The organism is Amycolatopsis sp. La24 (assembly GCF_029087445.1).
Classification (GTDB): domain Bacteria; phylum Actinomycetota; class Actinomycetes; order Mycobacteriales; family Pseudonocardiaceae; genus Amycolatopsis; species Amycolatopsis nivea.
In genome coordinates this window covers 1-20,947 of record NZ_JARACH010000005.1, presented here as the reverse complement: position 1 = coordinate 20,947, position 20,947 = coordinate 1, and the positions used below count along the sequence as shown (strand labels likewise).

The following is a 20,947-nucleotide window of genomic DNA, read 5'->3' as shown; positions in this document are numbered from 1 at the left end:
TCGACTCCTCGATTCCCGCGCCGGACTCGTTCCCGCGCTGGAACCGAGACTCGCAGCAGTAGCGGTCAGGCAGTGACCGCTACTTCCGGCATGATCGAAACCATGCGAAAGGTGACCGACGCCGAGCGGCGTGACCGGATCGGGCTGCGGCACGCGTTGGCGACCGCCGCGTCCGGAGTGGAGGCCGCCGTCCGCGCGGTCACGTGCTTGCACGCGACTGAGGCCAGCAGCATCTATCTGTCCGCGTACGCCCGGTCCCGCGCCGACCGCGAGTCCATTTCGGACGCTCTGTTCGGCAAGCGGACGGTAGTGCGGCAGTTGGCGATGCGCCGGACCGTTTTCGCGTTTCCGGTCGATTTCCTCGCCGCAGCACGGGGAAGTGCGTCGGCCCGAGTTGCGAAACAGATGACCGCACGGCTGGCCAAAGACGCCGAACTCGCCGGAATAGACGACGGCCCGGCGTGGGTCGCCGACCGGTGCGCCGAGGCGTTGCAGGCGATCCGCGATGAACCCGGCACTACCGCACAGCTGCGTGATCGCGTTCCCTCTCTGAACGCGCGGATCGCCGCCGAAGGACGGCCTGCGGTGCTCGCCCCGGTCGGCTCCCGGGTGCTTTCCGTGCTGGCGTCGAGCGGTTCGGTAGTCCGCGGGGACAACGCCGGACGCTGGCAGGTCTCGCGTCCAGTGTGGACGGCGGTCGAACAGTGGCTCGGCGAGGATCCAGGCGTGCTGGACGAACGCGAGGGTTACCAGGAACTGGTGCGGCGCTGGCTGTGGTCGTTCGGGCCGGGGACCGAGGCGGACCTGGTGTGGTGGCTCGGCGCGACGAAAACCGCGGTCCGCCGGGCGCTGGACGACGTCGGCGCGACGCCCGCCCTGCTGGAGGACGGCACCCCGGCGTGGCTGCACCCCGACGATGCCGAGGAAGTCCGCCTCGACCAGGACTGGGCGGCCCTTCTCCCGACCCTCGACCCGACGACGATGGGCTGGCGCCGCCGCGACTTCTACCTCGGCGCCCACGGCCCGCACCTCTTCGACGGCGCGGGCAACGCCGGTCCGACCGCGTGGTGGAACGGGCGGATCGTCGGGACCTGGACGCAGCAGCCGGACGGGACGGTGGCGGTCGTGCCGATCGAACCGTTGTCCCTCGCTGCCGCGGCGGCGTTGGAAGAGGAGGCCGCGAAGCTCACCGCCTGGTTCGACGGTGAGGTGGTCGCGACCGGTTACGTGCCGCCGATGGTTCAGGGACGGATTAGCCGCGGCGGCGGAGCTTCGGGTCGGTAAGCGCCGGCGGAACGTACGACACGTCGATCGGACCCACGTCGGCGCCCGGCGCGACGATCTCGTCGATCCGGTCCAGGACATCGTCGTCCAGCCGGGTCTCGGCACCCGCCAGCAGGTCGTCGAGCTGCGGCAACGTCCGGGGGCCGAGGATCGCGGACGTCACGGCGGGATGGTTGACCGCGAACGCCAGCGCCAGATGCGTCAGCGAAAGCCCGGCTTCGTCGGCCACCTGAGCGAACTGCTCGACCGCCGCGTGCTTGCGCTCGTCGCTCATGTGCCGCGGCACGAACCGCAGCTGCGCTTCCCGGAGCCGCTCGCCGCCGGGCCGATAGCGGCCGGTCAGCAGTCCCATCGCGAGCGGGCTCCACACCAGGACCCCCATGCCGTACCGGTCGCACACCGGCAGGATTTCGCTCTCGATCCCCCGGTTGAGCAGCGAGTACGTCGGCTGCTCGGTCCGCAGCCGGGCCAGCCCCGCGCGTTGCGCCACCCACTGGGCTTCGACGATCTCGGACGCCGGGAAATTCGAGGACCCGACGGCGCGCACCTTGCCGCTGCGCACCAGATCGGTGAGCGCGGAGAGGGTTTCTTCCAGATCGGTGTCCGGGTCGGGGTGATGGAGCTGGTACAGGTCGAGGTGGTCGGTTCGCAAGCGCCGCAACGACTGTTCCACCTCCGCGACGATCCACCGCCGCGAACTCCCGCCGCGTCCTGGGCCCATCGAGCCGTTGACCTTCGTGGCCACCACGACGTCGTCGCGGCGGCCCTTCAACGCCGCGCCGAGGATTTCTTCGGACTCCCCGCCTGGCCCGTAAACGTCAGCGGTGTCAACGAAATTGATGCCCGCGTCGAGCGCCCGGTGCACCATCCGGACGCACTCGCCGTGATCGGGGTTGCCGATCTGCCCGAACTTCATCGTGCCGAGGCAGTAGGCGCTGACCTTGATCCCGGTCCGCCCCAAAAGCCGCATTTGCATGTGCCGGTTTCCTTTCCTGAGCAAGGTCACCGTGGCAGGGGAAGCGGCCATGCGGTGTCCGCTACTGCGGGAAGTCTGGGAAAGTGCTCGGGTGACCGACGCCGTGCGGCCGCCCCGGCTCCGACGAGGAGACCGGGTCCGGCTCGTCTCCCCCGCCAGCTGGCCCACCGAAGAACTGCTCGCGGAATCCGTGCGGACGCTGGAAAGCTGGGGCCTCACCGTCGAGGTCGGCGAGCACGCCCTCGACCGGCACGGTTACCTCGCCGGGCTCGACGAGGACCGGCTCGCCGATCTCAACGCCGCCTACCGCGATCCCGGCGTGCGCGCGGTCATCGCGACCCGCGGCGGGGCCGGCGCGTACCGGATCGCCGACGGGATCGATTTCGCCGCCGTCCGGGCGGATCCCAAGCCGCTCATGGGGTTCAGCGACATCACCAACCTGCACCTCGCGCTCTGGCGGCACTGCCGGATCGCCGGGATCCACGGTTTCCTCGCCGGTGCGCGCTCCGCCGAATCGACCCGGCGGCTGCTGTTCGAGACCGAGCCCACAACGCTGCACCGGGATCCGGACGCGCTCACCGCCGCGGTCTCGTTCCCCGGCACCGCCGCCGGGAACCTGATCGGCGGTCACCTCGGCACCGTCATCGGGTTCATCGGAGCCGGACTGCCCAGTCTCGACGACGCGATCCTGTTCCTCGAAGCCCCGCGCGCGATCGGGCTCGGCCAGGTCGACCGGCAGCTGACGCACCTCATGCGGTCCGGTTCGCTGCGCGGTCTGCGCGGGGTCGCGCTCGGCCGGTTCCCCGGGTTCGAGGACTACACCGACCGCGGCTGGACCGTGCTGGACGTGCTGCGCGACCGGCTCGGCGCGCTGGACGTCCCGGTGCTCGGCGGCATCGATGTCGGCCACGGCGACGACCCGTTGTCGGTCCCGCTCGGACCGGTCGCGAAGATCGACGGGGACACGCTCACCGTCGGACCCGCAGTCGGCTAGGCACCCCAGCTGAGGTGCCGGTAGTGCAGCCCGTTCTTCGACTCCTGCCACTCGCCGACCGTGTCCGGTTCCCGGCCGATCTCCGGCGCGTAGACGTCGCCCTCGAAGGACTCCCGGAGTTCGGTCACCTCGATCCGGTCGGCGAACGGCAGCGACTCCTGGTAAATCCGCGCGCCGCCCATCACCCAGACGTCGCCTTCAACGGCCGCAAACGCTTGCTCCAGGTCAGGGAACGTCTCCGCGCCCTCCTGCGGCGTGCGGGAGACCACGAGGTTCCGTCGCCCGGGCAACGGCCGGACGCGTTCCGGCAGCGACTCCCAGGTGCGGCGTCCCATGAGCACCGTCGCCCCCGCGGTCACCGTGCGGAAGTGCTTCATGTCCTCCGGGATGTGCCACGGCAACGCGTTGTCGCGCCCGATGACGCGGTTCGCCGCCTGCGCCCAGATGAGTCCGATCATCAGACGGCCACCGGAGCCTTGATGCCGGGGTGCGGGTCGTAGCCCTCCAGCGAGATGTCCTCGTAGCGGTAGTCGAACAGGCTCTCCGCCGGCTTCAGGCTCAGCGTCGGGAACGGGCGCGCTTCCCGGGAAAGTTGCTTGTGCACCTGGTCCACGTGGTTGTCGTAGATGTGGCAGTCGCCGCCGGTCCAGATGAAATCGCCGACGCGCAGGCCGACCTGGTCGGCGATCATGTGCGTCAGCAGGGCGTAGCTCGCGATGTTGAACGGCACGCCGAGGAACAGGTCCGCGCTGCGCTGGTAGAGCTGGCAGGACAGTTCGCCTTCGGCCACGTAGAACTGGAAGAACGCGTGGCATGGCGGCAACGCCATCTGCGGGATGTCCCCGACGTTCCAGGCCGACACGATGATTCGCCGGGAGTCCGGGTTTTCGCGCAGCGTACGCAGGACGTCGCTGATCTGGTCGACGTGCCCGCCGTCGGGGGTCGGCCAGGACCGCCATTGTACGCCGTACACCGGGCCGAGGTCGCCGTCCGGGGCTGCCCACTCGTCCCAGATCGTGACGCCGTGGTCACGCAGCCAATTGACGTTCGACTCTCCGCGCAGGAACCACAGCAGTTCGTACGCGATGGACCGGAAGTGCACCTTTTTGGTGGTGATCAGCGGGAATCCGTCGGCCAGCCGGTAGCGCAGCTGGTGCCCGAAAATCGACCGCGTGCCCGTACCGGTGCGGTCGCCTTTCTTGGCTCCGGTGTCGAGCACGTGCTGAAGCAAGTCTTCGTACTGCGTATCCGGCATGCCCGGATCGTAATCGAGACGGTCTGTCAGACCGTGGAGGCCCATGTCAGCGGGATGTCAGGTGGCGCGATGACGCTGGTCGCACCACCACCGAGAGGGGACCCGAAGATGACCCGCCCGCCCGGCCTGCCGCTCGAACGCGACGCAGGCCCGTTCGCCCCGCCGTCCGCCATCACCCGGCTGCGGGAGACCCGGCCGGTGAGCCCGCTGAAGTTCCCGGACGGGCACGACGGCTGGCTGGTCACCGGCTACGACGCGGTCCGCCAGGCGCTCGCCGACCCGCGGTTCAGCTCGCGCCAGGACCTCGGCGCGGTGCACGTGCCCTACGAAACGCCGAGCATGCCCGAGGCGCAGCAGGAGTTCGATCCGTCGCCGCAGGTGCCCGGCCTGTTCATCACGATGGACCCGCCGGACCACACCCGGCTGCGCCGGAAGCTCACCGGCGCGTTCACCGTCAACCGGATGAAACAGCTCGAGGAGCACATCGCCGAAATCGCGCAGCGGCAGCTCGATCATCTCGCCGAATGCCCGCGGCCTGCCGATCTGGTGCAGGAATTCGCGCTTCCGGTTCCTTCGCTGGTGATTTGCGAAATGCTGGGCGTCCCGTATTCCGACCGGGAGACGTTCCAGAAGAACTCCACGCAGATGATGCTCCGGGACCAGAGCATCGAGGACAAAATGGCCGCCTGGACGGCGCTCACTTCGTACCTCGGAAAGCTGGCGGCCGACAAGCGCGCGGACCCCGGGTCCGACATCCTGTCCGACCTGGCCCGCGACGACGGCCTGAGCATCGAAGAACTCGTCGGCATCGGCTTCCTGCTGCTGCTCGCCGGGCACGAAACCACGGCGAACATGCTGGCGCTCGGCACTTTCGCACTGCTGGAAAATCCCGGGCAAATGGCCGCACTGCGCGCCGAACCGGATCTGATTCCGGGCGCGGTCGAGGAACTGCTGCGCTATCTGGCGGTGGTCGATGTTCTGTTCCGTTACGCGTCCGAAGACCTCGAACTCGGCGGCGAAAAGATCAGCAAGGGATCGACCGTCCTCATTTCGATGCTGGCCGCCAACCGCGATCCTTCGCGTTTTCCCGAAGGCGACGAGCTCGACGTCGAACGGAATGCGCGCACGCATGTGTCGTTCGGCCACGGCGTGCACCAATGCCTCGGACAGCAGCTCGCCCGGATCGAAATGCGCGCGGGATTCGCCGGGCTGCTGCAGCGCTTCCCGACGCTCGCCCTCGCCGTCCCGCCGGAGGAGGTGCCGCTGCGGACCGGCATGAACATCTACGGCGTTCACGAGTTGCCCGTGACCTGGTGACACCCGCCGTCAACGTATCGGTTGACGCACGCCTGCGTCAACCGATACGTTGACGACCATGACGGACTCCGTGCAGGCAATGGCCACCCGGTACTTCCGGCAACGCGAGAACCCCTTCCTCACCGAACTGGTCCGCGCGGCGAGATCCGGCCGCCCGCCCGGCGAGGACCTGAGCGCCGAGGACGCGGCGGGCGCGTTGCACCTGGTCCCCGACGTCCGGCAAGACCTGGACCGCGCTGAGGTCACGCTGATCGAATCGGTCCTCGACCGCGGCTGGACCTGGGAGCAGCTGGGGGCGGAGTACGGCAACCGCTCCAAACAGGCGATGCAGCAGCACTACCGGCGGCGCGGCGGGACGCGTTCCTGGCCGGCCAAGGAACGCCCGCCGCGCACCGAATCACCGCATCGGCTGACCGACGAGGATCTGGACCCGGCCGATGTGGCGAAGGTGCGCGAGGCGATCATCGCGTTGCTCGCCACCGCGCACGACGTCGCCGAAACCCACACGGTCGACGGGGTGTGGACCGCGGGCGAACCGATCCTGGAGGAGATCTCAGCAGTCGGGCTGGATCCGTTGCCCCGCCTGGAAGTCGCGTGCCGCACCGCCGCCGCGGCGATCGAGGACATGGTCGTCGCGGGCTGGGAACGCCGCGATCCGGGCCGGACGGAACGGCAACGGCAGTCGTGGACGGTGCGACTGGAGGACGAGATGCGGGACATGGCGTCCTGGCTCGATCGGGAACCGCAAGGGCGGCTTCTTCCGCGAGCCGACCGTCCGTTGACCGTTGGGACGACTACTGCTGAGCGAGCAGACCACGTGGAGATCGCAGCCGAGGACGTGCCAGAAGTGCAGGAATCGATCAGCCTGACGCTCTCGCGACTGGAAGCCCATCGCGCCGTGTTTGATCAGGTCATTGCCGAGTTGAAGCGACGGCAGGCCGAACTGTCCTAAGCGGATTCATCGGGACGGAAGCCATCGCCGTTCTTTGTCCCTCGCGAATGGCACCTCCGAGGCCAGCCCGCGCGGGATGAGCACCAGCGCTTCTCCGGCGAAGCTGACCCCGATCGCCAACTGGTAGGGCCTCGCCTGTTCGTGCATGCCGCATTTCACTGCCAGCACAGTGAATCCGATCGAGACGGCAACGCCGAGCACGAACAGCGCAAGGCTCGACTTCCGGTAGCGCTGCCACAGTTCGCCCTTCTTCGCATACAGCCGGATCGTCGCGCCGCGCGCCGCTCCGAAGACGAGACCGACCGCGCAGCTGCCGACGATCCACCACACGTCAGCGCTGGTCAGCCCCTTGAATCCGACGACCCCCGCGACGCCGATCGCGATCAGCACGATCGGCGGCGCGACGGTGTCACGCCAGTTCAACGGCTCCCCGAGCATCCGGAACACCAGCATCACTACGACACCGACTACCAAGCTCACGAGTACCCATCCGCTCATCACGGACCCTCCCCAGGACGCGTTTTAGCACTTGCATGCTAAATCCATCGTGGCACCACCGTGCTATAAACGCAACCATGCCCAAGATCGTGGTGCCGGAAGACCGCCGCAAAGCTGTCAGCGAAGCCGTGGTCCGGGTAGTGCGCCGCTCCGGGGTCGAAGGCGCGACGCTCGGCAACGTGGCCAAGGAAGCGGGCCTCGCGATCGGGTCGATCCGGCATTACTTCGCCGACCACGAAGCGATGATGATCTTCACCATGGACCAGCTCGGCCGCCGGATCGGCGAGCGCGTCGCGGTTCGCGCGGACCGGCTGCTCGCCGCCGAAACCGGCCGCCGGACGCTGGTCGAAGACCTGCTCGCCGAGTTCCTCCCGCTCGACGACGAACGCCGGGACGAGGCGATGGCCTGGCTGGCGTTCACCGTCGCCGCGCGCACCCGTCCGGCGTTTCGCGCGAGCGCCGACGCGCAGCACCAGAACCTGCGCGACCTGATCACGCGAATCCTGCGCGAGGCCGTCGCGCTCGGCCGGCTTCCCGGGGAACTGGACCTGACCGTCGAAGCGGTCCGCCTGTCCGCGCTGCTCGACGGGCTGACCATGCAGGCGGTGCTGCACCCCGAATCGACGCCGCCGGAACTGCTCGTCACCGCGCTGCGGCGAAGCCTGCCGTAACCCCGGGTCCCTTGTGGACAAACCCCCGCGAGCGCGATTCATCGCTTGTGAACGCGCTGTGAATATTGCGAATTCCCTGTCGCCGCGGTGAGCGAAACCGCGGCGGTGCCAGTCATTTCCCCGCGGAACCGGCTGTGAACACTCACACCGCGTGCCGGAGCCGTTGCTCTGCGGGAGTGGGCGAGCACACAGTGATGCTCGGCCGGGGCATCCCGGCGAGCTCCCTTCCCCGTCTGGCACAAGGAGATTCGATGGATTACCGACCCACCCGGAGGACAGTCCGGATCACGGCGGCGACCGGGGCAGCCGCGCTTGCCGTGGCGTTGCTGCCGGGCACCGCGCTGGCCCAGTCGACCAACGACGCGCACCAGCCGAACGGCCTCATCAAAACCGCCACGCACACCCAGGTGCGCGAGGTCCAGCCGGTCGGCGGCGGCATGCGCGCCGCGGCGCTGCCCGTGTCGAAGCAGCTCGAATACAACCAGCAGGTGCAGGAAAACGACCAGTGGTGCTGGGCGGCGGACGGCTCCAGCATCGAGCAGTCGCAGGGCGGCACCGCCTCGCAGGCCGAGTTCTGCGCGGCGGGCAAGGGCACCCAGGCCGGGTACTGCCCGAACGAGGGCGGCCAGATCTACGAGATCGTGCAGGGCTTCCAGGGCACCGGGTTCTCCGCGCAGGACGCGAACGGGCCGATCAGCTACTCGTCGATCCAGAACCAGGTCAACTCCGGGATCCTGAACCTGACCGGCATCTACTGGACCTCCGGCGGCGGGCACGCCGAGGTGATCTACGGCTACGACAGCTCGAACCAGTCGCTGATGGTCGGCGACCCGTGGCCGAGCTACGAGCGGTACCAGACCTGGGACTACAACCAGTACCGCAGCAACGCCCAGTTCACCTGGAACGACACCATCGTCAACATCAAGAAGGGCTGACGAGCCGCCATGGGTGAGATCTGCCGGAAGTTCGCCGCCGGCGCGGCGATCGCGGTCGCGGCGCTCCTGTCCGCCGGTCCCGCCGAGGCCGCCGGGGCCTCGTGGGTCGCGCCGCCGTCGGAGCAGGACGTCGCGGCCGCGGTCAAAGCCGCGGAAACGACGCGCGCGATCAGTTTCGCCAAGTCGAACTTCCGGCAGGTCGGGCACGCCGATCCGGGCCGGATCACCCTGGAGCACAAGGGTTTCCCGGTCTACACGCTCAACCCGGACTTCGTCGCCGACAAGCCGGGAGCGCCGGCCGGGGTGCTGCGGGCGATCGCGGTGACGGCCACCGCGGCCACCGGCGCGAAAGCCACCCTCCGCGCCGCGCCCGACCACGCCGCGCCGACCGGCTGGTCGGTCGGGAACGTGTTGTCCGGCAACGACGAGGAGGCGCTGAGCGCCCGGCTGCGCCCGGGTTCGGTGCTGCTGAACGAACCGCAGATCAACGGGTGGTACGACCTCGGCCGCGACGGCGTCGTGTTGCTGCAGGCCAGCCTCCCGCAATCGCCGGTCGGCCAGTTCATGCCGATCGCCGAGTACCAGCAGCAGGTGCACTCCCGGTACGCCGACAAGCAGCCCGGCTCGGTTTACCAGCGCGGCGGCGGGCTCGGGTTCAAGCAGACCCTCCAGCGCGACACCGGACCGGCCGGTTCGCTGGTCGTCGGGCTGATCGTGCTCGGCTCCGCGGTGGTGCTCGGCGGCGCGTTCCTGGGGTGGCGCTGGAGGAAGCGGCGGATCAGTCCCAAATGAGGTCGACCCCGGCGATGCCCACGCCGAGTTCCTCGAAGTAGGCGCTGACCGTGTTCCCCGGCCCGCAGAACAGCGGCTCGCGGACCAGCAGTTCCAGGTCCTCCCTCGGCCGGACGGTCCGCAGGCAGCGCGCGGGCAGCGCGGCCGGGTCGAAGCGCAGCCGCAGCAGGTAGGCCGACATCCGGGAGCGCACGACCCGGTGGAAATTCCCCGGCCGGACCGAGGCGGCGGGACGCAGGGTGAACCCGAACGTGTGCGTCTCCCCCTCGGCGAGGCCGCGGTCGAAGAGCAACTCGAACACCATTCCGGCCGACCGCGCGCTGCGCCGCACCCGCCCGACCCGGCAGCCGTCGACCGCGATGATCTCGGTCGCCGTGACGTCGCTGCCGTCCTCGTCCTGGTGCGTCACCAGGAAGCTGTCAGGACCGGATCTTCGCGCGCGCACCACCATGGTCGACGAGATCTCCGCGGTCCGGCCTTGCGCGCCGAGCGTCAGCACGTCGACCACCGTCGCGACGTCCAGGTCCGCGTTCTCCTCGACGCCGGGCGTTCCGCTCAACTCGTCGCGCAGCGCGAACGTCTCCGCCCAGCTCTGCTGGAGTTCCGGCAGCGACGGCCTGCGGTCGGCGTCCGCGCTCCGGTGCGGTCCGATCAGCACCACGAGGCTGTCCGGCGGCAGGTTCAGCACCGACTCCAGAGCGCGCACGACATCGAGCGACCGGGGCGCGGACGGACTGCGCAGACCGCGCTGCCAGTAACTCAGCGTGGACTCGGCGACCGAAACCCCGTGCGCGGCGAGATGCGCGCGGAGCCGCGACAGGGACAACCCGCGCCGGTCGACAGCCTCGGACAACGCACGGTGAAACGGGCCGGACCGGACTGTTCGCGCCGACCACCGGACCGCCAAGCTCTGCTGCTGCATCTGGCTTCCCCTGCTCGTGCCGAATAGCTGTTCAGCATGAGCAGTTCGTGAGCGAGCAACAACCGTCCATGGTCGAGAATCGGACAAATCCCCCCGCTTGCGCGGGCTCAGCCGTCCCCGAGATCGCGCCAGACAGCCGCCAGAAGGCGCAACTGCTCGTCGTCCAGCCGGTCGAAGAACAGCGTCCGCAGGTCCTCGTGGTGGCGACGGCGGGCCTTGCGCATCAGCGCGCGGCCCTGCGCGGTCAGCACCGCGTCGAAGCTGCGGGCGTCCACCGCCGATTGGCGGCGCTCGATCAGCCCGCGGCCGACGAGACGGTCGGCCAGCCGGGTGAAGCCGCCGGTGGACATCAGGCGGCGCTGAGCGAGGTCGGTCATCCGCATGCCCGCGTCGCCCGCCTCCGCCAGGAGGGCCAGCACGCTGTACTCCGCCATGCTCACGTTCAGCGGCGCGAGCCCGTCCGCCAGCGCGCGCCACAGCCGCTCGTGCGTGAAGAGGAACCCGCTCCACGCCTCCTGTTCCAGGTCTCGCAGCCCGTCGCTCGCCATGCCGACACGGTAACCGGGCCCGGCAAACGGGTGAGCACGGCCTTCGCCGGAAATAGTTGTCTGCGCAGACAGGTTAATCCGGACAGGCCCGGCCGCGGCGTGCGACCGGGCGCCGGAAAGGAGCACCGACGATGGCTGAATCGCAGAATCCCCCGGCCGCCGGACCGCGACCGTTCGAAATCGGCATCCTGACGTTCGCCGAACTCACCAAAGACCCGGTCACCGGGTCGCTTCCCTCGCCGCGTCAGCGGGCGCGCGAGACGATCGAGCAGGCACAACTCGCCGACCAGGTCGGACTGGACGTCTTCGGCGCCGGCGAGCACCACCGCACCGACTTCGTCGGGTCCGCGCCCTCGGTCCTGCTCGCCGCGGCGGCCGAGCGAACCGAGCGGATCCGGCTGACCAGCGCGGTGACCGTGCTGAGTTCCGAGGACCCGGTGCGGGTGTGGGAGCAGTTCGCGACGATCGATCTGCTGTCCGCGGGCCGGGCCGAGATCATCGCGGGCCGCGGGTCCTACACCGAATCCTTCCCGCTCTTCGGCTACGACCTCGCCGATTACGCCGATCTCTTCCGCGAAAAGCTCGACCTCCTGCTGGCGATCCGCGAGCAGAACCCGTTGACCTGGAAGGGAAAGTTCCGGGCACCGCTCGATGACGCCGACATCGCGCCGCGCGCGGACGGTTTGCCGATCTGGGTGGGCGTCGGCGGGTCCGCGGCATCGGCGGTCAGCACCGGACGGCGCGGGCTGCCAATGGCGATGGCGGCTCTGCTGGGACCGCTCACCCAACACGAGCAGACCGCCGCGCTCTACCGGCAGGCGGCGCGGGAAGCCGGGCACGAGCCAGCGTCGATCAGCATCAACGTGCACGGGTATGTCGGGCGCACCAGTCAGGAGGCGCGCGAAACCATGTATCCCTACTTCGCACAAGGCATGCTGGAGAACAATCATCAGCGCGGGGTCGGGATGCGGATCTCCCGGTCCGCCTTCGAAGCGCAGGCGTCGCCCGGGTCGGCGCTGCTGGTGGGCAGTCCGGCGGAGCTGATCGAGAAACTGCTTGCCTACCACGAGGTCTACGGGCTGAACCGGGCGTTGATCCAGCTCGGGTTCGGCGGGATGCCGCAGAAGGAGCACCTCGCCGCGATCGAACGGCTCGGCACCGAGGTCGCCCCGGTCGTACGACGGGAGATCGCGTCGTGAGCGGGCTGCGGGTGGTGGTCGTCAACGGGAGCCCGAGCCGGCCGTCCAGGACGATGGGGCTGGTGGACGTCATCCTGGAAACGCTCGGCAAGCTGGTCCCCGTCGAGGCGTCCCGGATCGACGTGTACCGGCTGGGGCTCGGCGAAACCGTCGAACGCTCGGACGCGCCGCCGGAGGTCGAAGCCGCGTTGCGGAGCGCCGAAGAAGCCGACCTGCTGATCGCGGCGACGCCGGTGTTCCGCGGTTCGTATCCCGGGATGTTCAAGCAGTTCTTCGATCTGGTCGACCAGTACGCGCTCGCCGACAAACCCGTCCTGCTGGCCGCGACCGGCGGCGGCGACCATCACGCGCTCGTGCTGGAGCACGCGTTGCGGCCGTTGTTCGGGTTCTTCCAGGCCCTCACGCTGCCGGTCGCGATCTTCGCGTCCAGCGGGGATTTCGACGGAACCGTGCTGTTGAATCCGCGCGTGCACGGGAGGATTCAGATCGCGCTCGAGTCCGCGGGCCGGTACCTGCCCGTGCCGAAGTAGTCCATCGCGAACTCTGTCAACCGTTGTGCCGCAGCGGAAAGGTACGCGTCCGCGCGCTGCACCACAGTCAAGGTCCGATAGCAGTCCGGAGCGTCCAGCTCCAGCCCGACGGCCGCCTCGTCCTTGGCGGCCTGTCGGGCGACCTCCGGCACCAGTCCGATCCCCAGCCCGCTCGCGATCAGCTGGCCGGTCGCGCCGGGTTCGTCGCTCTCGCAGGAGTAGTTCGGTTCCAGTCCGGCTTCGGCGAAGAGGCGGTCGGAGAGGGTGCGCGGCCAGTAGCCGGGACGGGTGGTCACCATCGGCTCGTTCGCGAGGTCCGCCATCCGCACGCGTTTGCGCCGCGCGAGCCGGTGCGTGCTCGGCACGGCGAGAATCACCTCCTCGCGCAACAGTTCCCGCGCTTGGAGGCCGGGCTGCTGCAGCGGCTGCGAGGCGAAGCACAGGTCGACCTCGCCCGCGCACAACTGCTGCGCCATGGTTTCCGCCGAGGATTGGTACAGCCGCAGTTCGACGCCGGGGTACTCCGCGCGGAAGGCGCTCATCAGGCCGGTGAGCGTGAGCAGGGTTTCCGACGCGACGGCGACCCGGCCGTGGTCCAGACCGGCCAGATCGACGAGTTCCTGGCGGGCGTCGTCGAGTTCGCGCAGCGCCCGGTCGACGCGGCGCAGGAACGTGGTGCCGAAGTGGTTGAGCCGCAGCCCCCGCCCGGCGCGCTCGAACAGCGGCACGCCGAGATCCGCCTCCAGCCGCGCGATCGCCCGGCTCAACGACGGCTGCGCGATGTGCAGCTCGGCCGCTGCCTGGCTGAGGTGGCCGCGGTAGGCGACCGCCTGGAAGTAGCGCAGGTGCAGCAGGTCCATCTCATAGCTCCAGGATCATGAGTACATGGCGATTTTGGTCTTGGACGGCATGAGAAGTTCAGCTTAGCGTCTGAACGGGGGAATTCTTACGCGCACTAGGGGGAACGGTGGCCGAAGCGGCCCGGACACGCGGGCGGACGTTGCTGGTGGTGATGCGGGTCGTCGTGACGGTGCACGCCGTCGCGATCCTGGGTCAGCCGGTGTTCGCCGGACGGTATCTGATCGGCGACTACAGCATGCTGGCGATGCACGAACTCGGCGCGAACATCGTGTCGACGGTCGCGCTGGTGCAGCTCGTGCCCGCCGCGCTGTACTGGTGGCGCGGCGGCGTCCAGTGGCCCTTCTGGGCGAGCCTGCTGCTGGCCGGCGGCGAGACCGCGCAGTACTTCGCCGGGCAGGCCGGTGCTCTTGACCTGCACATTCCGCTCGGCGTCGCACTGGTCGCGATCGCGCTCGGGACGCTGTTCGGCATCTGGCGGACTGGGGCCCGGCGATGAGCGGGATGTCGCGCCGCCGGTTTCTCGGACTGGCGGGCGGTGCCGGAGTGGTGCTCACAGCCGGGTTCGTCACGCCGCGGTTGTTGCGGCCGGCCGCAGCCACCGGCGAGCTGCTGGCCAGCGAAGTACCGCTGCCGCAACCGTTTCAGGTGCCGCTGCCGCTGCCGCCGGTGCTGAACCCGGTCTCCCGCGACGGCGGCGTCGACCGGTACGAGATCGTGCAACGGGCCAGCACCGCGGAGATTCTGCCCGGACTGCGCACGCCGATCTGGGGTTACCAAGGCATTTTCCCTGGCCCGACGATCGAGTCCCGCAGCGGCCGGACCACGATTGTCCGGCACCGCAACGAACTTCCGGTCCCGACCGTCGTGCATCTCCACGGCGGACGCACGCCACCGGAGTCCGACGGCTACGCCACTGACCTCGTGCTGCCCGCCGACGGCCGGTATCTCGCCGGTGCCGGGCACGGGCATTCGGGGATGGCCGACCCGGACGCCGTCGTCACCACCGGCACCCGCGAGTACACGTATCCGTTGCAGCAAAAGGCCGCGATGCTCTGGTACCACGACCACCGGATGGATTTCACCGGACCGGCCGTGTACCGCGGACTCGCCGGACTGCACATCGTCCGCGACGCCGAGGAAGACGCGCTGCCACTGCCGCACGGCGAGCGAGAGATCCCGCTCATGATCACCGACCGCGCGTTCGCCGAAGACGGATCGATGCGATACCCCTCGTTGGATCCTTCATTGCGAACCGTGCCGGGAGTCGAAGACGCTTACGCGGCAGGGGTTCTCGGCGACGTACTGCTGGTGAACGGCGCGCCGTGGCCGGTCGCGGAAGTGTCGGCGACCCGGTATCGCCTGCGATTCCTCAACGGTTCCAACGCTCGCCGGTACGATCTCGCCCTCAACCCGCCACCGCCGAGCGGACCCGCGTTCACGCAGATCGGGTCGGATCAAGGCTTGCTCGACGCCCCGCGCGGCCACGAGCATCTGCCGATCGCGCCTGCCGAACGGTACGACATGGTGGTCGACTTCGGCGCTTATCCGGTGGGTACCGAGGTCACGCTGGTCAACCGTCTCGGAACCGGATCCACCGCACAGGTAATGCGATTCCGCGTCACCCGCCGGGCGAAAGACGACAGCCACATTCCGGCGAAGCTGTCCGAAGTGGAACGGCTCGACCGGGCACAAGCGACGGTGACCCGCGAGTTTGCGTTCCGAAGTGGACAGTTCAACGGCAGGCACGGCTGGACGATCGGCGGCGAGGCGTTCACTCCGGCGAAGATCGCGGCTCAGCCGAAACTCGGCGACGTCGAGATCTGGCGGTTCGTCGCGGATCTGCACCATCCGATCCACCTGCATCTGGTGCACTTCCAGGTGCTTTCCCGCGGCGGCAAGGATCCCGCGCCGCACGACGCGGGCCGGAAGGACACTGTGGACCTTCGGCCCGGCGAAGCGGTCGAGGTGATCGCGCGATTCGACGGGTACCGCGGGCGGTACATGTTCCATTGCCACAACGCCGAGCACGAGGACATGGGGATGATGGCCACGTTCAAGACCGTTTAGCCCGGTCGCAACCAGGTTTTGACGCGTCGGCCGGTCGCGAACGCGCACACCAGCAGCGGCAGCACCCAGTCCGCGTCGATCAGGAAGAACGAGACCAGAGACGCGCCGCCCGGGTCGAGCACTCGGCTGCCGTCGATCGGCACGAACGCGACGACCATGGCGACCGCGACCACCAGCAGTCTGCTGCCCGCGCCGAGCAGCACGAGCGTCCGGCCGAGCGGGTTGCGCAGCGCCAGCAGCATCGCGCCGGCCAGGCAGCACACTCCGCAGAGAACCTGGCTGACGAGTCCGCCGAGCATGCTGACCGAAAGGGTGCCGTCGTCCGCGGGCACGTACATCGCGATCAACGACAGCGCGTCGACCGGGTCCCAGCGGCCGCTCGGCTGGACAGAGTCCACTGTGGCGGACGGCCAGATCAGGAACACCGTTTCGCGTACGGCGACCAGTACCGCGAACCCGATCGCGAGTGCCGCGCCCGCCGGTAACCGCCTCGTCCGCTCGACCGTTCGCTCCGCCACCAGGCCCCTCCTTCGCCACCGAGGCGGCAAACCTAGCCCGGCGTGGAGGGGACCGGTCCCGGAACGTCCGTGAAGGGCTCCTTGAGGGAATCTGATTCCGTCAAGGAGCCCTTCACGGAACGGCGGCGGGCTAGGCGGGTGTGGCGGCCAGGCGGTATCCGGCACCGGCGACCGTCTCGATCACCGGCGGCGAGCCGAGTTTCCGCCGCAACGTCATCACCGTGACCCGCACCGTGTTGGTGAACGGGTCGGCGTGCTCGTCCCACGCCTTTTCCAGCAACTGCTCCGCGCTCACCACCGTCCCGTCGGCCCGCATCAGCACCTCCAGCACCGCGAACTCCTTCGGCGACAACGGCAGGAAGCGGCCGTCGCGGGAGGCCTGGTGCCGGGGCAGATCCAGGACCAGACCGGCCGCCTCCAGCACCGGCGGCAGCGCCGGACGCGCCCGGCGGGCCAGCGCGTGCACCCGGGCGACCAGCTCCGCGAAGACGAACGGTTTGGTCAGGTAGTCGTCCGCGCCGAGGTTCAGTCCTTCGATGCGGTCGGTGACGTCGGCGGCGGAGGTGAGCATGAGGACCCGGGTCTCGCCGCCCGCGTCGACGATCGCCGCGCAGACCTCGTCACCGTGGACGGTCGGCAAGTCCCGGTCCAGGACGACGACGTCGTACGCGTGCACGGCGACGCGTTCGAGGGCCTCGCCGCCGTCGTAGCAGACGTCCACCGCGATGGAATAGCGGCGCAGTCCTTCGGCGATCGAATCCGCGAGGAGCGGCTCGTCCTCGACAATCAGTACCCGCATTCGATCATCATGCCCTGAACGGCGATAAAGCCGAGATAAGGATCAAGCGGGCAGCCGCACCTCGACCGTCAAACCACCGTTCGGATTCGCCCGCGCGGAGACGTCCCCGTCGTGCGCGCGGGCGACGGAACGCACAATCGACAGCCCCAGTCCGGAATGGTCCGCCGCGCCGGTCCGATCCGGTTTTCCCCGCCGGAAGGGCTCAAACAAGCCCGCGACCAGGTTGTCGTCCACATTGGACCCGGAATTGCGGACGCTCAGGGCGGGTGTCGCGCCGATGGTGATCGAGACCCAGCCGTCCGGGATGTTGTAGCTGATCGCGTTGCTAACCAGGTTCAGCACCAGGCGTTCGAGCAGCACGGCATCGCCGATCACCGTACGCGCGCGCAGCCGGGTCTCCACGGTCACGCCAGCCTCTTTGGCTTGCGCGGCAGTGAGTTTCACTACGGAACGGACCACTTTGTCCAGTCGCACCGGAGACCGGGCACTCAGGCCGCGATCACTGCGCGCGAGCACCAGCAATCCTTCGATCAGCCGTTCGCTGCGTTCGTTGGTCTGCAGCAAATGCGCGCCCAGTTTGGTCAGCACCGGCCCGGCATCGGGGTTTTCCAACGCGACTTCGATCAGCGTCCGCTGCACCGCGAGCGGAGTGCGCAACTCGTGGGACGCGTTGGCTACAAACCGTTTCTGGCTGTCGAACGAACCGGCGAGACGGTCCAGCATGCTGTCGAAAGTGTCGGCGAGTTCCTTCAATTCGTCACGCGGGCCGTCGAGGTTGATGCGCTGATCGAGCTTCCCGGCTTCGAGCCGCCGCGCGGTCGAGGTGATCGTGTGCAACGGCCGCAGCGCGCGTCCCGCCATGAACCAGCCGAACAGCAACGCCAGCGCGGCGGTGACCGCCAGCGCGATCGCCGACGCGAGGACCAAAGTGGACATTGTCGAGCTGCGGTAATCGGTGAGCACGGCAGTCGCCACTTTCTCCGCGGAGGCGGGGACGGTCTGCATCGGGATCGTCGTCGCCTCCATCGGGACCGATTCGACGTCGGCGGCGACCTGGCTCAGTTTCAGGGAGGCTCCGTCGCCGAGATATTGCGCGGGCGCGGGCAGTTCGTTGCTGACGACGGTGTAGGTCACCACCACCAGCACGAGCCCGGCCAGCAGGAAGAACCCGCCGTACAGCGCGGTGAGCCGGGTCCGCACGGACAGCCGCAGCGGCCCCCGGCGCGGGCCTGCGCTCTTCTCGGCCAAGGGGTCCTCCCAGGTCGTGGCTGCCGACAGTCTGTCCTATCCGGGCATAAGGAGAGGATAAACAAGATCGCTTAACGAGCCTGTATCGCCGCGTCGGTACTACTGGGCCACCGGCGGGAACGGCCCGCCCGAGCGAAGGAGAATCCCGATGCGGAAAGCACGTCTGGCGGCTGTCGGAGCCGGATTGGCGCTGGCGCTGCTCACCGGGTGTTCGTCCGGGGAAACCGCGCCGCAGGTGCCGTCGATCTCCAGCCCGAAGGCAAGCCCGCAGCAGGACGCCGCCGCCGGAAAGGCCGATCCCGCGGCGGACCGGGACGCGATGCGCGCCTACGCGAAATGCATGCGCGAACACGGCGTCGACACACCGGATCCGGGCGAAAACGAAGCCCCGACCATCAACTTCTCCAACGATCCCAAGACCATGGCGGCCCTCGACGCCTGCAAGAAGCTGCTGCCGGGCGGCGGAATGCCGAAGAAGCTGACGCCGGAGGAACTGGACAAGGCCCGGAAGGACGCCAAATGCATGCGCGAGCACGGCGTCGACATGCCGGATCCGGACGCGAACGGCGGCGCACAGGCGCTGCCGATGAAGGACGACGGGACCAAATTCGAGGAAGCGCTCAAGGCGTGCGGAATGGGAATGGCCGGAAAGTGACGGGGAAACGAGGACGCTGGTTCATCACCGCGGGCGCGACGGTCGTCGTGCTCGGCACGACCTCGGCGGTCGTGCTGACCCACGTCGCCTCCGGCGGCGAACCGGCCGCGGCGGCGAAGCCGGTGGCGACCGCTGAAGTGACCAAATCGGACTTGAAGGAAGAGGAGAACGCGACCGGGAAACTCGGCTACGGCAAGGAATCCGCGCTGAGCGGCAAGAAGAACGGCACGGTGACCTGGCTGCCCGGCCGAGGCGACGTACTCGGCCGCGGCAAGACAGCGTACACAGTGGACGCCAAGCCGGTGCCGCTGTTCTACGGAACTCTGCCGTTCTATCGCGTGCTGAACGACGGCGTGGACAAAGGACCGGACGTCAAAGAGCTTGAAGAGAACCTGAAAGCGCTGGGATACGGCGGTTTCGGCACTCCGGACGAGAAGTTCACCTCCGCGACCGCGACCGCGCTCAAACGCTGGCAGAAATCGCTCGGCTTGGCGCAGACCGGGACGTTCGATCCGGCCGACGTCGTTCTGGCCCCCGGCGAGATCCGGGTGTCGTCGGTGACCGGCCAGCTCGGCGGCCCCGGCGCGGGCGAGGTTTTCAAGTACACCGGCACGGCCCGCGTCGTGGAGGCCGAATTGGACGCGACCAAGCAGAGCGTCGCGATCAAGGGCGCGAAAGTGTCCGTCTCGCTCAACGGCCGCACGCTGACCGGCACGATTACCGATCTCGGGAACACCGCCGCGGAGGACAAGGAGACCGGCAAGGCGAAGGTCACTGTCCAGATCCAAGTGGACGACCCGGCTGCTGCCGGAGACGTCGTCGATGTCCCGGTATCGGTGCGGTTCACCAAGGAGGTCCACCAGGACGTGCTGGTGGTCCCGGTCGGCGCGCTAGTCGCGCTCGCCGAGGGCGGATACGCGGTCGAGGTCGACGAGCAGGGCAAGCGGCGGCTGGTCGGCGTCGAGACTGGGTTGTTTTCGGGCGGGCAGGTCGAGGTCAAGGCCGCCGGCCTGCACGCGGGCCAGCGGGTGGTGACCACGTCATGATCCCCGTGCTGGCCGCGTATCGGGTGTCGCGCACCTACGGCGGAAACGTGCCCGCGCTGCGAAAAGTCTCACTGTCCTTTTCGGACGGAGAGATGGCGGCGATCGTCGGACCGTCCGGTTCGGGCAAATCCACGCTGCTGCAACTGATGGGCACGCTCGACCGGCCGACGGAAGGCCGGATCGAGATCCGCGGCCACGACGTCGCACAGCTGTCCGACCGCAAACTCGCCGCACTGCGCTCGCGGTGGATCGGGTTCGTGTTCCAGCAGTTCTTCCTGGACGACGGCGAAACCGCGGTGAACAACGTGTGCAGCGGCCTGCTGTACAGCGGAGTCCCGAAACGAAAACGCCGGACGCGGGCGCTGGAAGCCCTCGACCGAGTCGGGCTCGGGCATCGCGCCGGACACCTGCCAGGCGAACTCTCCGGCGGCGAACGGCAGCGAGTCGCGATCGCCCGGGCGGTCGTGAACACGCCGCCGATCCTGCTCGCCGACGAACCAACCGGAAACCTCGACACCGGCAATGGCGCGGCAGTGCTGTCCTTGCTCGCGGAGCTCAATGCTGGCGGCACCACGGTCGTGCTGATCACGCACGACCGGGAGATCGCGGCCGGAATGCCGCGGCGAATCGAGATCCTCGACGGGGAATTACGCCTCGACACTGGTGCGGCCGACTTGGCGGTGCCGCAATGACCGCGCCTCGCCCGGATCGGCTCGGTGCTGCCGACCTGCCGCACGCCGCTGCCGACCGCAAACCCCACCCCACCACCGCACCCGGCAAAGGCATCCCAATGACCGCACCCAGCCCGACACAGCCCCACCCCGCCAACCCGCCGCACACCCACCGACACCACCACCGCCCCGGCCGGAACGCCGCAATA

The 20,947-nt window shown here is 68.8% G+C and carries 24 protein-coding genes; 14 read left to right on the top strand and 10 right to left on the bottom strand.

Features of this window, described 5'->3' with window-relative positions; all coding sequences use genetic code 11:
* Positions 1-102 precede the first annotated feature (102 nt).
* Positions 103-1,284 (top strand): winged helix DNA-binding domain-containing protein, encoded by a 1,182-nt coding sequence (locus tag PUT80_RS08220; RefSeq protein ID WP_275291582.1) that lies wholly within the window; start codon positions 103-105, stop codon positions 1,282-1,284.
* On the opposite strand, the gene PUT80_RS08215 is transcribed toward PUT80_RS08220, so the two are convergent.
* Entirely contained in the window at positions 1,253-2,260 is a 1,008-nt protein-coding gene (locus PUT80_RS08215; RefSeq protein WP_275291581.1) for an aldo/keto reductase, read from the bottom strand. The genes PUT80_RS08220 and PUT80_RS08215 overlap by 32 nt on opposite strands.
* Positions 2,261-2,351: 91 nt before the next feature.
* On the opposite strand from PUT80_RS08215, the gene PUT80_RS08210 reads away from it, so the two are divergent.
* Positions 2,352-3,254 carry an LD-carboxypeptidase gene (locus PUT80_RS08210; protein ID WP_275291580.1) on the top strand — a complete coding sequence of 301 codons (903 nt, stop codon included), beginning with the start codon at positions 2,352-2,354 and terminating at the stop codon, positions 3,252-3,254.
* On the opposite strand, the gene PUT80_RS08205 is transcribed toward PUT80_RS08210, so the two are convergent.
* A complete protein-coding gene (locus PUT80_RS08205; protein WP_275291579.1) occupies positions 3,251-3,712 on the bottom strand; it encodes a dihydrofolate reductase in 462 nt (153 codons plus the stop codon). The genes PUT80_RS08210 and PUT80_RS08205 overlap by 4 nt on opposite strands.
* Entirely contained in the window at positions 3,712-4,509 is a 798-nt protein-coding gene (locus tag PUT80_RS08200) for a thymidylate synthase (protein ID WP_275291578.1), read from the bottom strand. The genes PUT80_RS08205 and PUT80_RS08200 overlap by 1 nt, the downstream gene beginning before the upstream one ends.
* A gap of 108 nt (positions 4,510-4,617) precedes the next feature.
* Here PUT80_RS08200 and PUT80_RS08195 point away from each other — a divergent pair, with 108 nt between their 5' ends.
* Together PUT80_RS08195 and PUT80_RS08190 are read left to right on the top strand one after the other, a co-directional pair.
* Positions 4,618-5,826 carry a cytochrome P450 gene (locus tag PUT80_RS08195; RefSeq protein ID WP_275291577.1) on the top strand — a complete coding sequence of 403 codons (1,209 nt, stop codon included), beginning with the start codon at positions 4,618-4,620 and terminating at the stop codon, positions 5,824-5,826.
* Positions 5,827-5,884: 58 nt separating this feature from the next.
* The gene (locus PUT80_RS08190) at positions 5,885-6,778 is read left to right on the top strand and encodes a hypothetical protein (protein WP_275291576.1); all 894 of its coding nucleotides are present in this window, start codon (positions 5,885-5,887) and stop codon (positions 6,776-6,778) included.
* Positions 6,779-6,784: 6 nt separating this feature from the next.
* Here PUT80_RS08190 and PUT80_RS08185 read toward each other — a convergent pair whose 3' ends face one another.
* Complete coding sequence (locus PUT80_RS08185) at positions 6,785-7,276, bottom strand: DUF1453 domain-containing protein (RefSeq protein WP_275291575.1); 492 nt, start codon at positions 7,274-7,276, stop codon at positions 6,785-6,787.
* A 77-nt stretch (positions 7,277-7,353) separates the two neighbouring features.
* Here PUT80_RS08185 and PUT80_RS08180 point away from each other — a divergent pair, with 77 nt between their 5' ends.
* The 3 genes from PUT80_RS08180 (at position 7,354) to PUT80_RS08170 (ending at position 9,674) form a co-directional block, all read left to right on the top strand.
* Positions 7,354-7,947 (top strand): TetR family transcriptional regulator C-terminal domain-containing protein, encoded by a 594-nt coding sequence (locus tag PUT80_RS08180; protein WP_043832696.1) that lies wholly within the window; start codon positions 7,354-7,356, stop codon positions 7,945-7,947.
* A 251-nt stretch (positions 7,948-8,198) separates the two neighbouring features.
* Complete coding sequence (locus tag PUT80_RS08175; RefSeq protein WP_238604434.1) at positions 8,199-8,882, top strand: papain-like cysteine protease family protein; 684 nt, start codon at positions 8,199-8,201, stop codon at positions 8,880-8,882.
* A gap of 9 nt (positions 8,883-8,891) precedes the next feature.
* A complete protein-coding gene (locus tag PUT80_RS08170) occupies positions 8,892-9,674 on the top strand; it encodes a hypothetical protein (protein WP_275291574.1) in 783 nt (260 codons plus the stop codon).
* On the opposite strand, the gene PUT80_RS08165 is transcribed toward PUT80_RS08170, so the two are convergent.
* Together PUT80_RS08165 and PUT80_RS08160 are read right to left on the bottom strand one after the other, a co-directional pair.
* Positions 9,661-10,596 (bottom strand): helix-turn-helix transcriptional regulator, encoded by a 936-nt coding sequence (locus PUT80_RS08165; RefSeq protein WP_051729262.1) that lies wholly within the window; start codon positions 10,594-10,596, stop codon positions 9,661-9,663. The genes PUT80_RS08170 and PUT80_RS08165 overlap by 14 nt on opposite strands.
* A gap of 107 nt (positions 10,597-10,703) precedes the next feature.
* On the bottom strand, positions 10,704-11,144 hold the full coding sequence (locus PUT80_RS08160) for a MarR family transcriptional regulator (protein WP_037816960.1): 441 nt from the start codon (positions 11,142-11,144) through the stop codon (positions 10,704-10,706).
* Positions 11,145-11,275: 131 nt separating this feature from the next.
* Between PUT80_RS08160 and PUT80_RS08155 the strand changes: the two genes are divergently transcribed.
* Positions 11,276-12,343 carry an LLM class flavin-dependent oxidoreductase gene (locus tag PUT80_RS08155; protein ID WP_275291573.1) on the top strand — a complete coding sequence of 356 codons (1,068 nt, stop codon included), beginning with the start codon at positions 11,276-11,278 and terminating at the stop codon, positions 12,341-12,343.
* A complete protein-coding gene (locus PUT80_RS08150) occupies positions 12,340-12,873 on the top strand; it encodes an NAD(P)H-dependent oxidoreductase (protein WP_275291572.1) in 534 nt (177 codons plus the stop codon). The genes PUT80_RS08155 and PUT80_RS08150 overlap by 4 nt, the downstream gene beginning before the upstream one ends.
* Here the strand turns inward: PUT80_RS08150 and PUT80_RS08145 are convergent.
* Positions 12,825-13,733 (bottom strand): LysR family transcriptional regulator, encoded by a 909-nt coding sequence (locus tag PUT80_RS08145; protein ID WP_275291571.1) that lies wholly within the window; start codon positions 13,731-13,733, stop codon positions 12,825-12,827. The two genes, PUT80_RS08150 and PUT80_RS08145, sit on opposite strands and share 49 nt — an antisense overlap.
* Before the next feature lie 107 nt (positions 13,734-13,840).
* Between PUT80_RS08145 and PUT80_RS08140 the strand changes: the two genes are divergently transcribed.
* Positions 13,841-14,230 (top strand): hypothetical protein, encoded by a 390-nt coding sequence (locus PUT80_RS08140; RefSeq protein WP_205670168.1) that lies wholly within the window; start codon positions 13,841-13,843, stop codon positions 14,228-14,230.
* Positions 14,227-15,801: a multicopper oxidase family protein gene (locus PUT80_RS08135; protein WP_275291570.1), complete on the top strand. Its 1,575-nt coding sequence runs from the start codon at positions 14,227-14,229 to the stop codon at positions 15,799-15,801. The genes PUT80_RS08140 and PUT80_RS08135 overlap by 4 nt, the downstream gene beginning before the upstream one ends.
* On the opposite strand, the gene PUT80_RS08130 is transcribed toward PUT80_RS08135, so the two are convergent.
* From PUT80_RS08130 to PUT80_RS08120, 3 genes are all read right to left on the bottom strand, one after another.
* On the bottom strand, positions 15,798-16,319 hold the full coding sequence (locus PUT80_RS08130) for a hypothetical protein (RefSeq protein ID WP_275291569.1): 522 nt from the start codon (positions 16,317-16,319) through the stop codon (positions 15,798-15,800). The two genes, PUT80_RS08135 and PUT80_RS08130, sit on opposite strands and share 4 nt — an antisense overlap.
* A gap of 130 nt (positions 16,320-16,449) precedes the next feature.
* Positions 16,450-17,118: a response regulator transcription factor gene (locus PUT80_RS08125; RefSeq protein ID WP_134667275.1), complete on the bottom strand. Its 669-nt coding sequence runs from the start codon at positions 17,116-17,118 to the stop codon at positions 16,450-16,452.
* Between the two features lie 42 nt (positions 17,119-17,160).
* Positions 17,161-18,366, bottom strand: coding sequence for a HAMP domain-containing sensor histidine kinase (locus PUT80_RS08120; protein WP_275291568.1), 1,206 nt, complete (start codon positions 18,364-18,366; stop codon positions 17,161-17,163).
* Positions 18,367-18,514: 148 nt separating this feature from the next.
* Here PUT80_RS08120 and PUT80_RS08115 point away from each other — a divergent pair, with 148 nt between their 5' ends.
* From PUT80_RS08115 to PUT80_RS08105, 3 genes are read left to right on the top strand one after another with little or no spacing between them, the layout of a single operon-like run.
* Positions 18,515-19,021: a hypothetical protein gene (locus tag PUT80_RS08115; protein WP_037816974.1), complete on the top strand. Its 507-nt coding sequence runs from the start codon at positions 18,515-18,517 to the stop codon at positions 19,019-19,021.
* The gene (locus PUT80_RS08110) at positions 19,018-20,067 is read left to right on the top strand and encodes a peptidoglycan-binding protein (protein ID WP_275291567.1); all 1,050 of its coding nucleotides are present in this window, start codon (positions 19,018-19,020) and stop codon (positions 20,065-20,067) included. The genes PUT80_RS08115 and PUT80_RS08110 overlap by 4 nt, the downstream gene beginning before the upstream one ends.
* On the top strand, positions 20,064-20,759 hold the full coding sequence (locus PUT80_RS08105) for an ABC transporter ATP-binding protein (RefSeq protein WP_275291566.1): 696 nt from the start codon (positions 20,064-20,066) through the stop codon (positions 20,757-20,759). The genes PUT80_RS08110 and PUT80_RS08105 overlap by 4 nt, the downstream gene beginning before the upstream one ends.
* Positions 20,760-20,947: the final 188 nt, after the last annotated feature.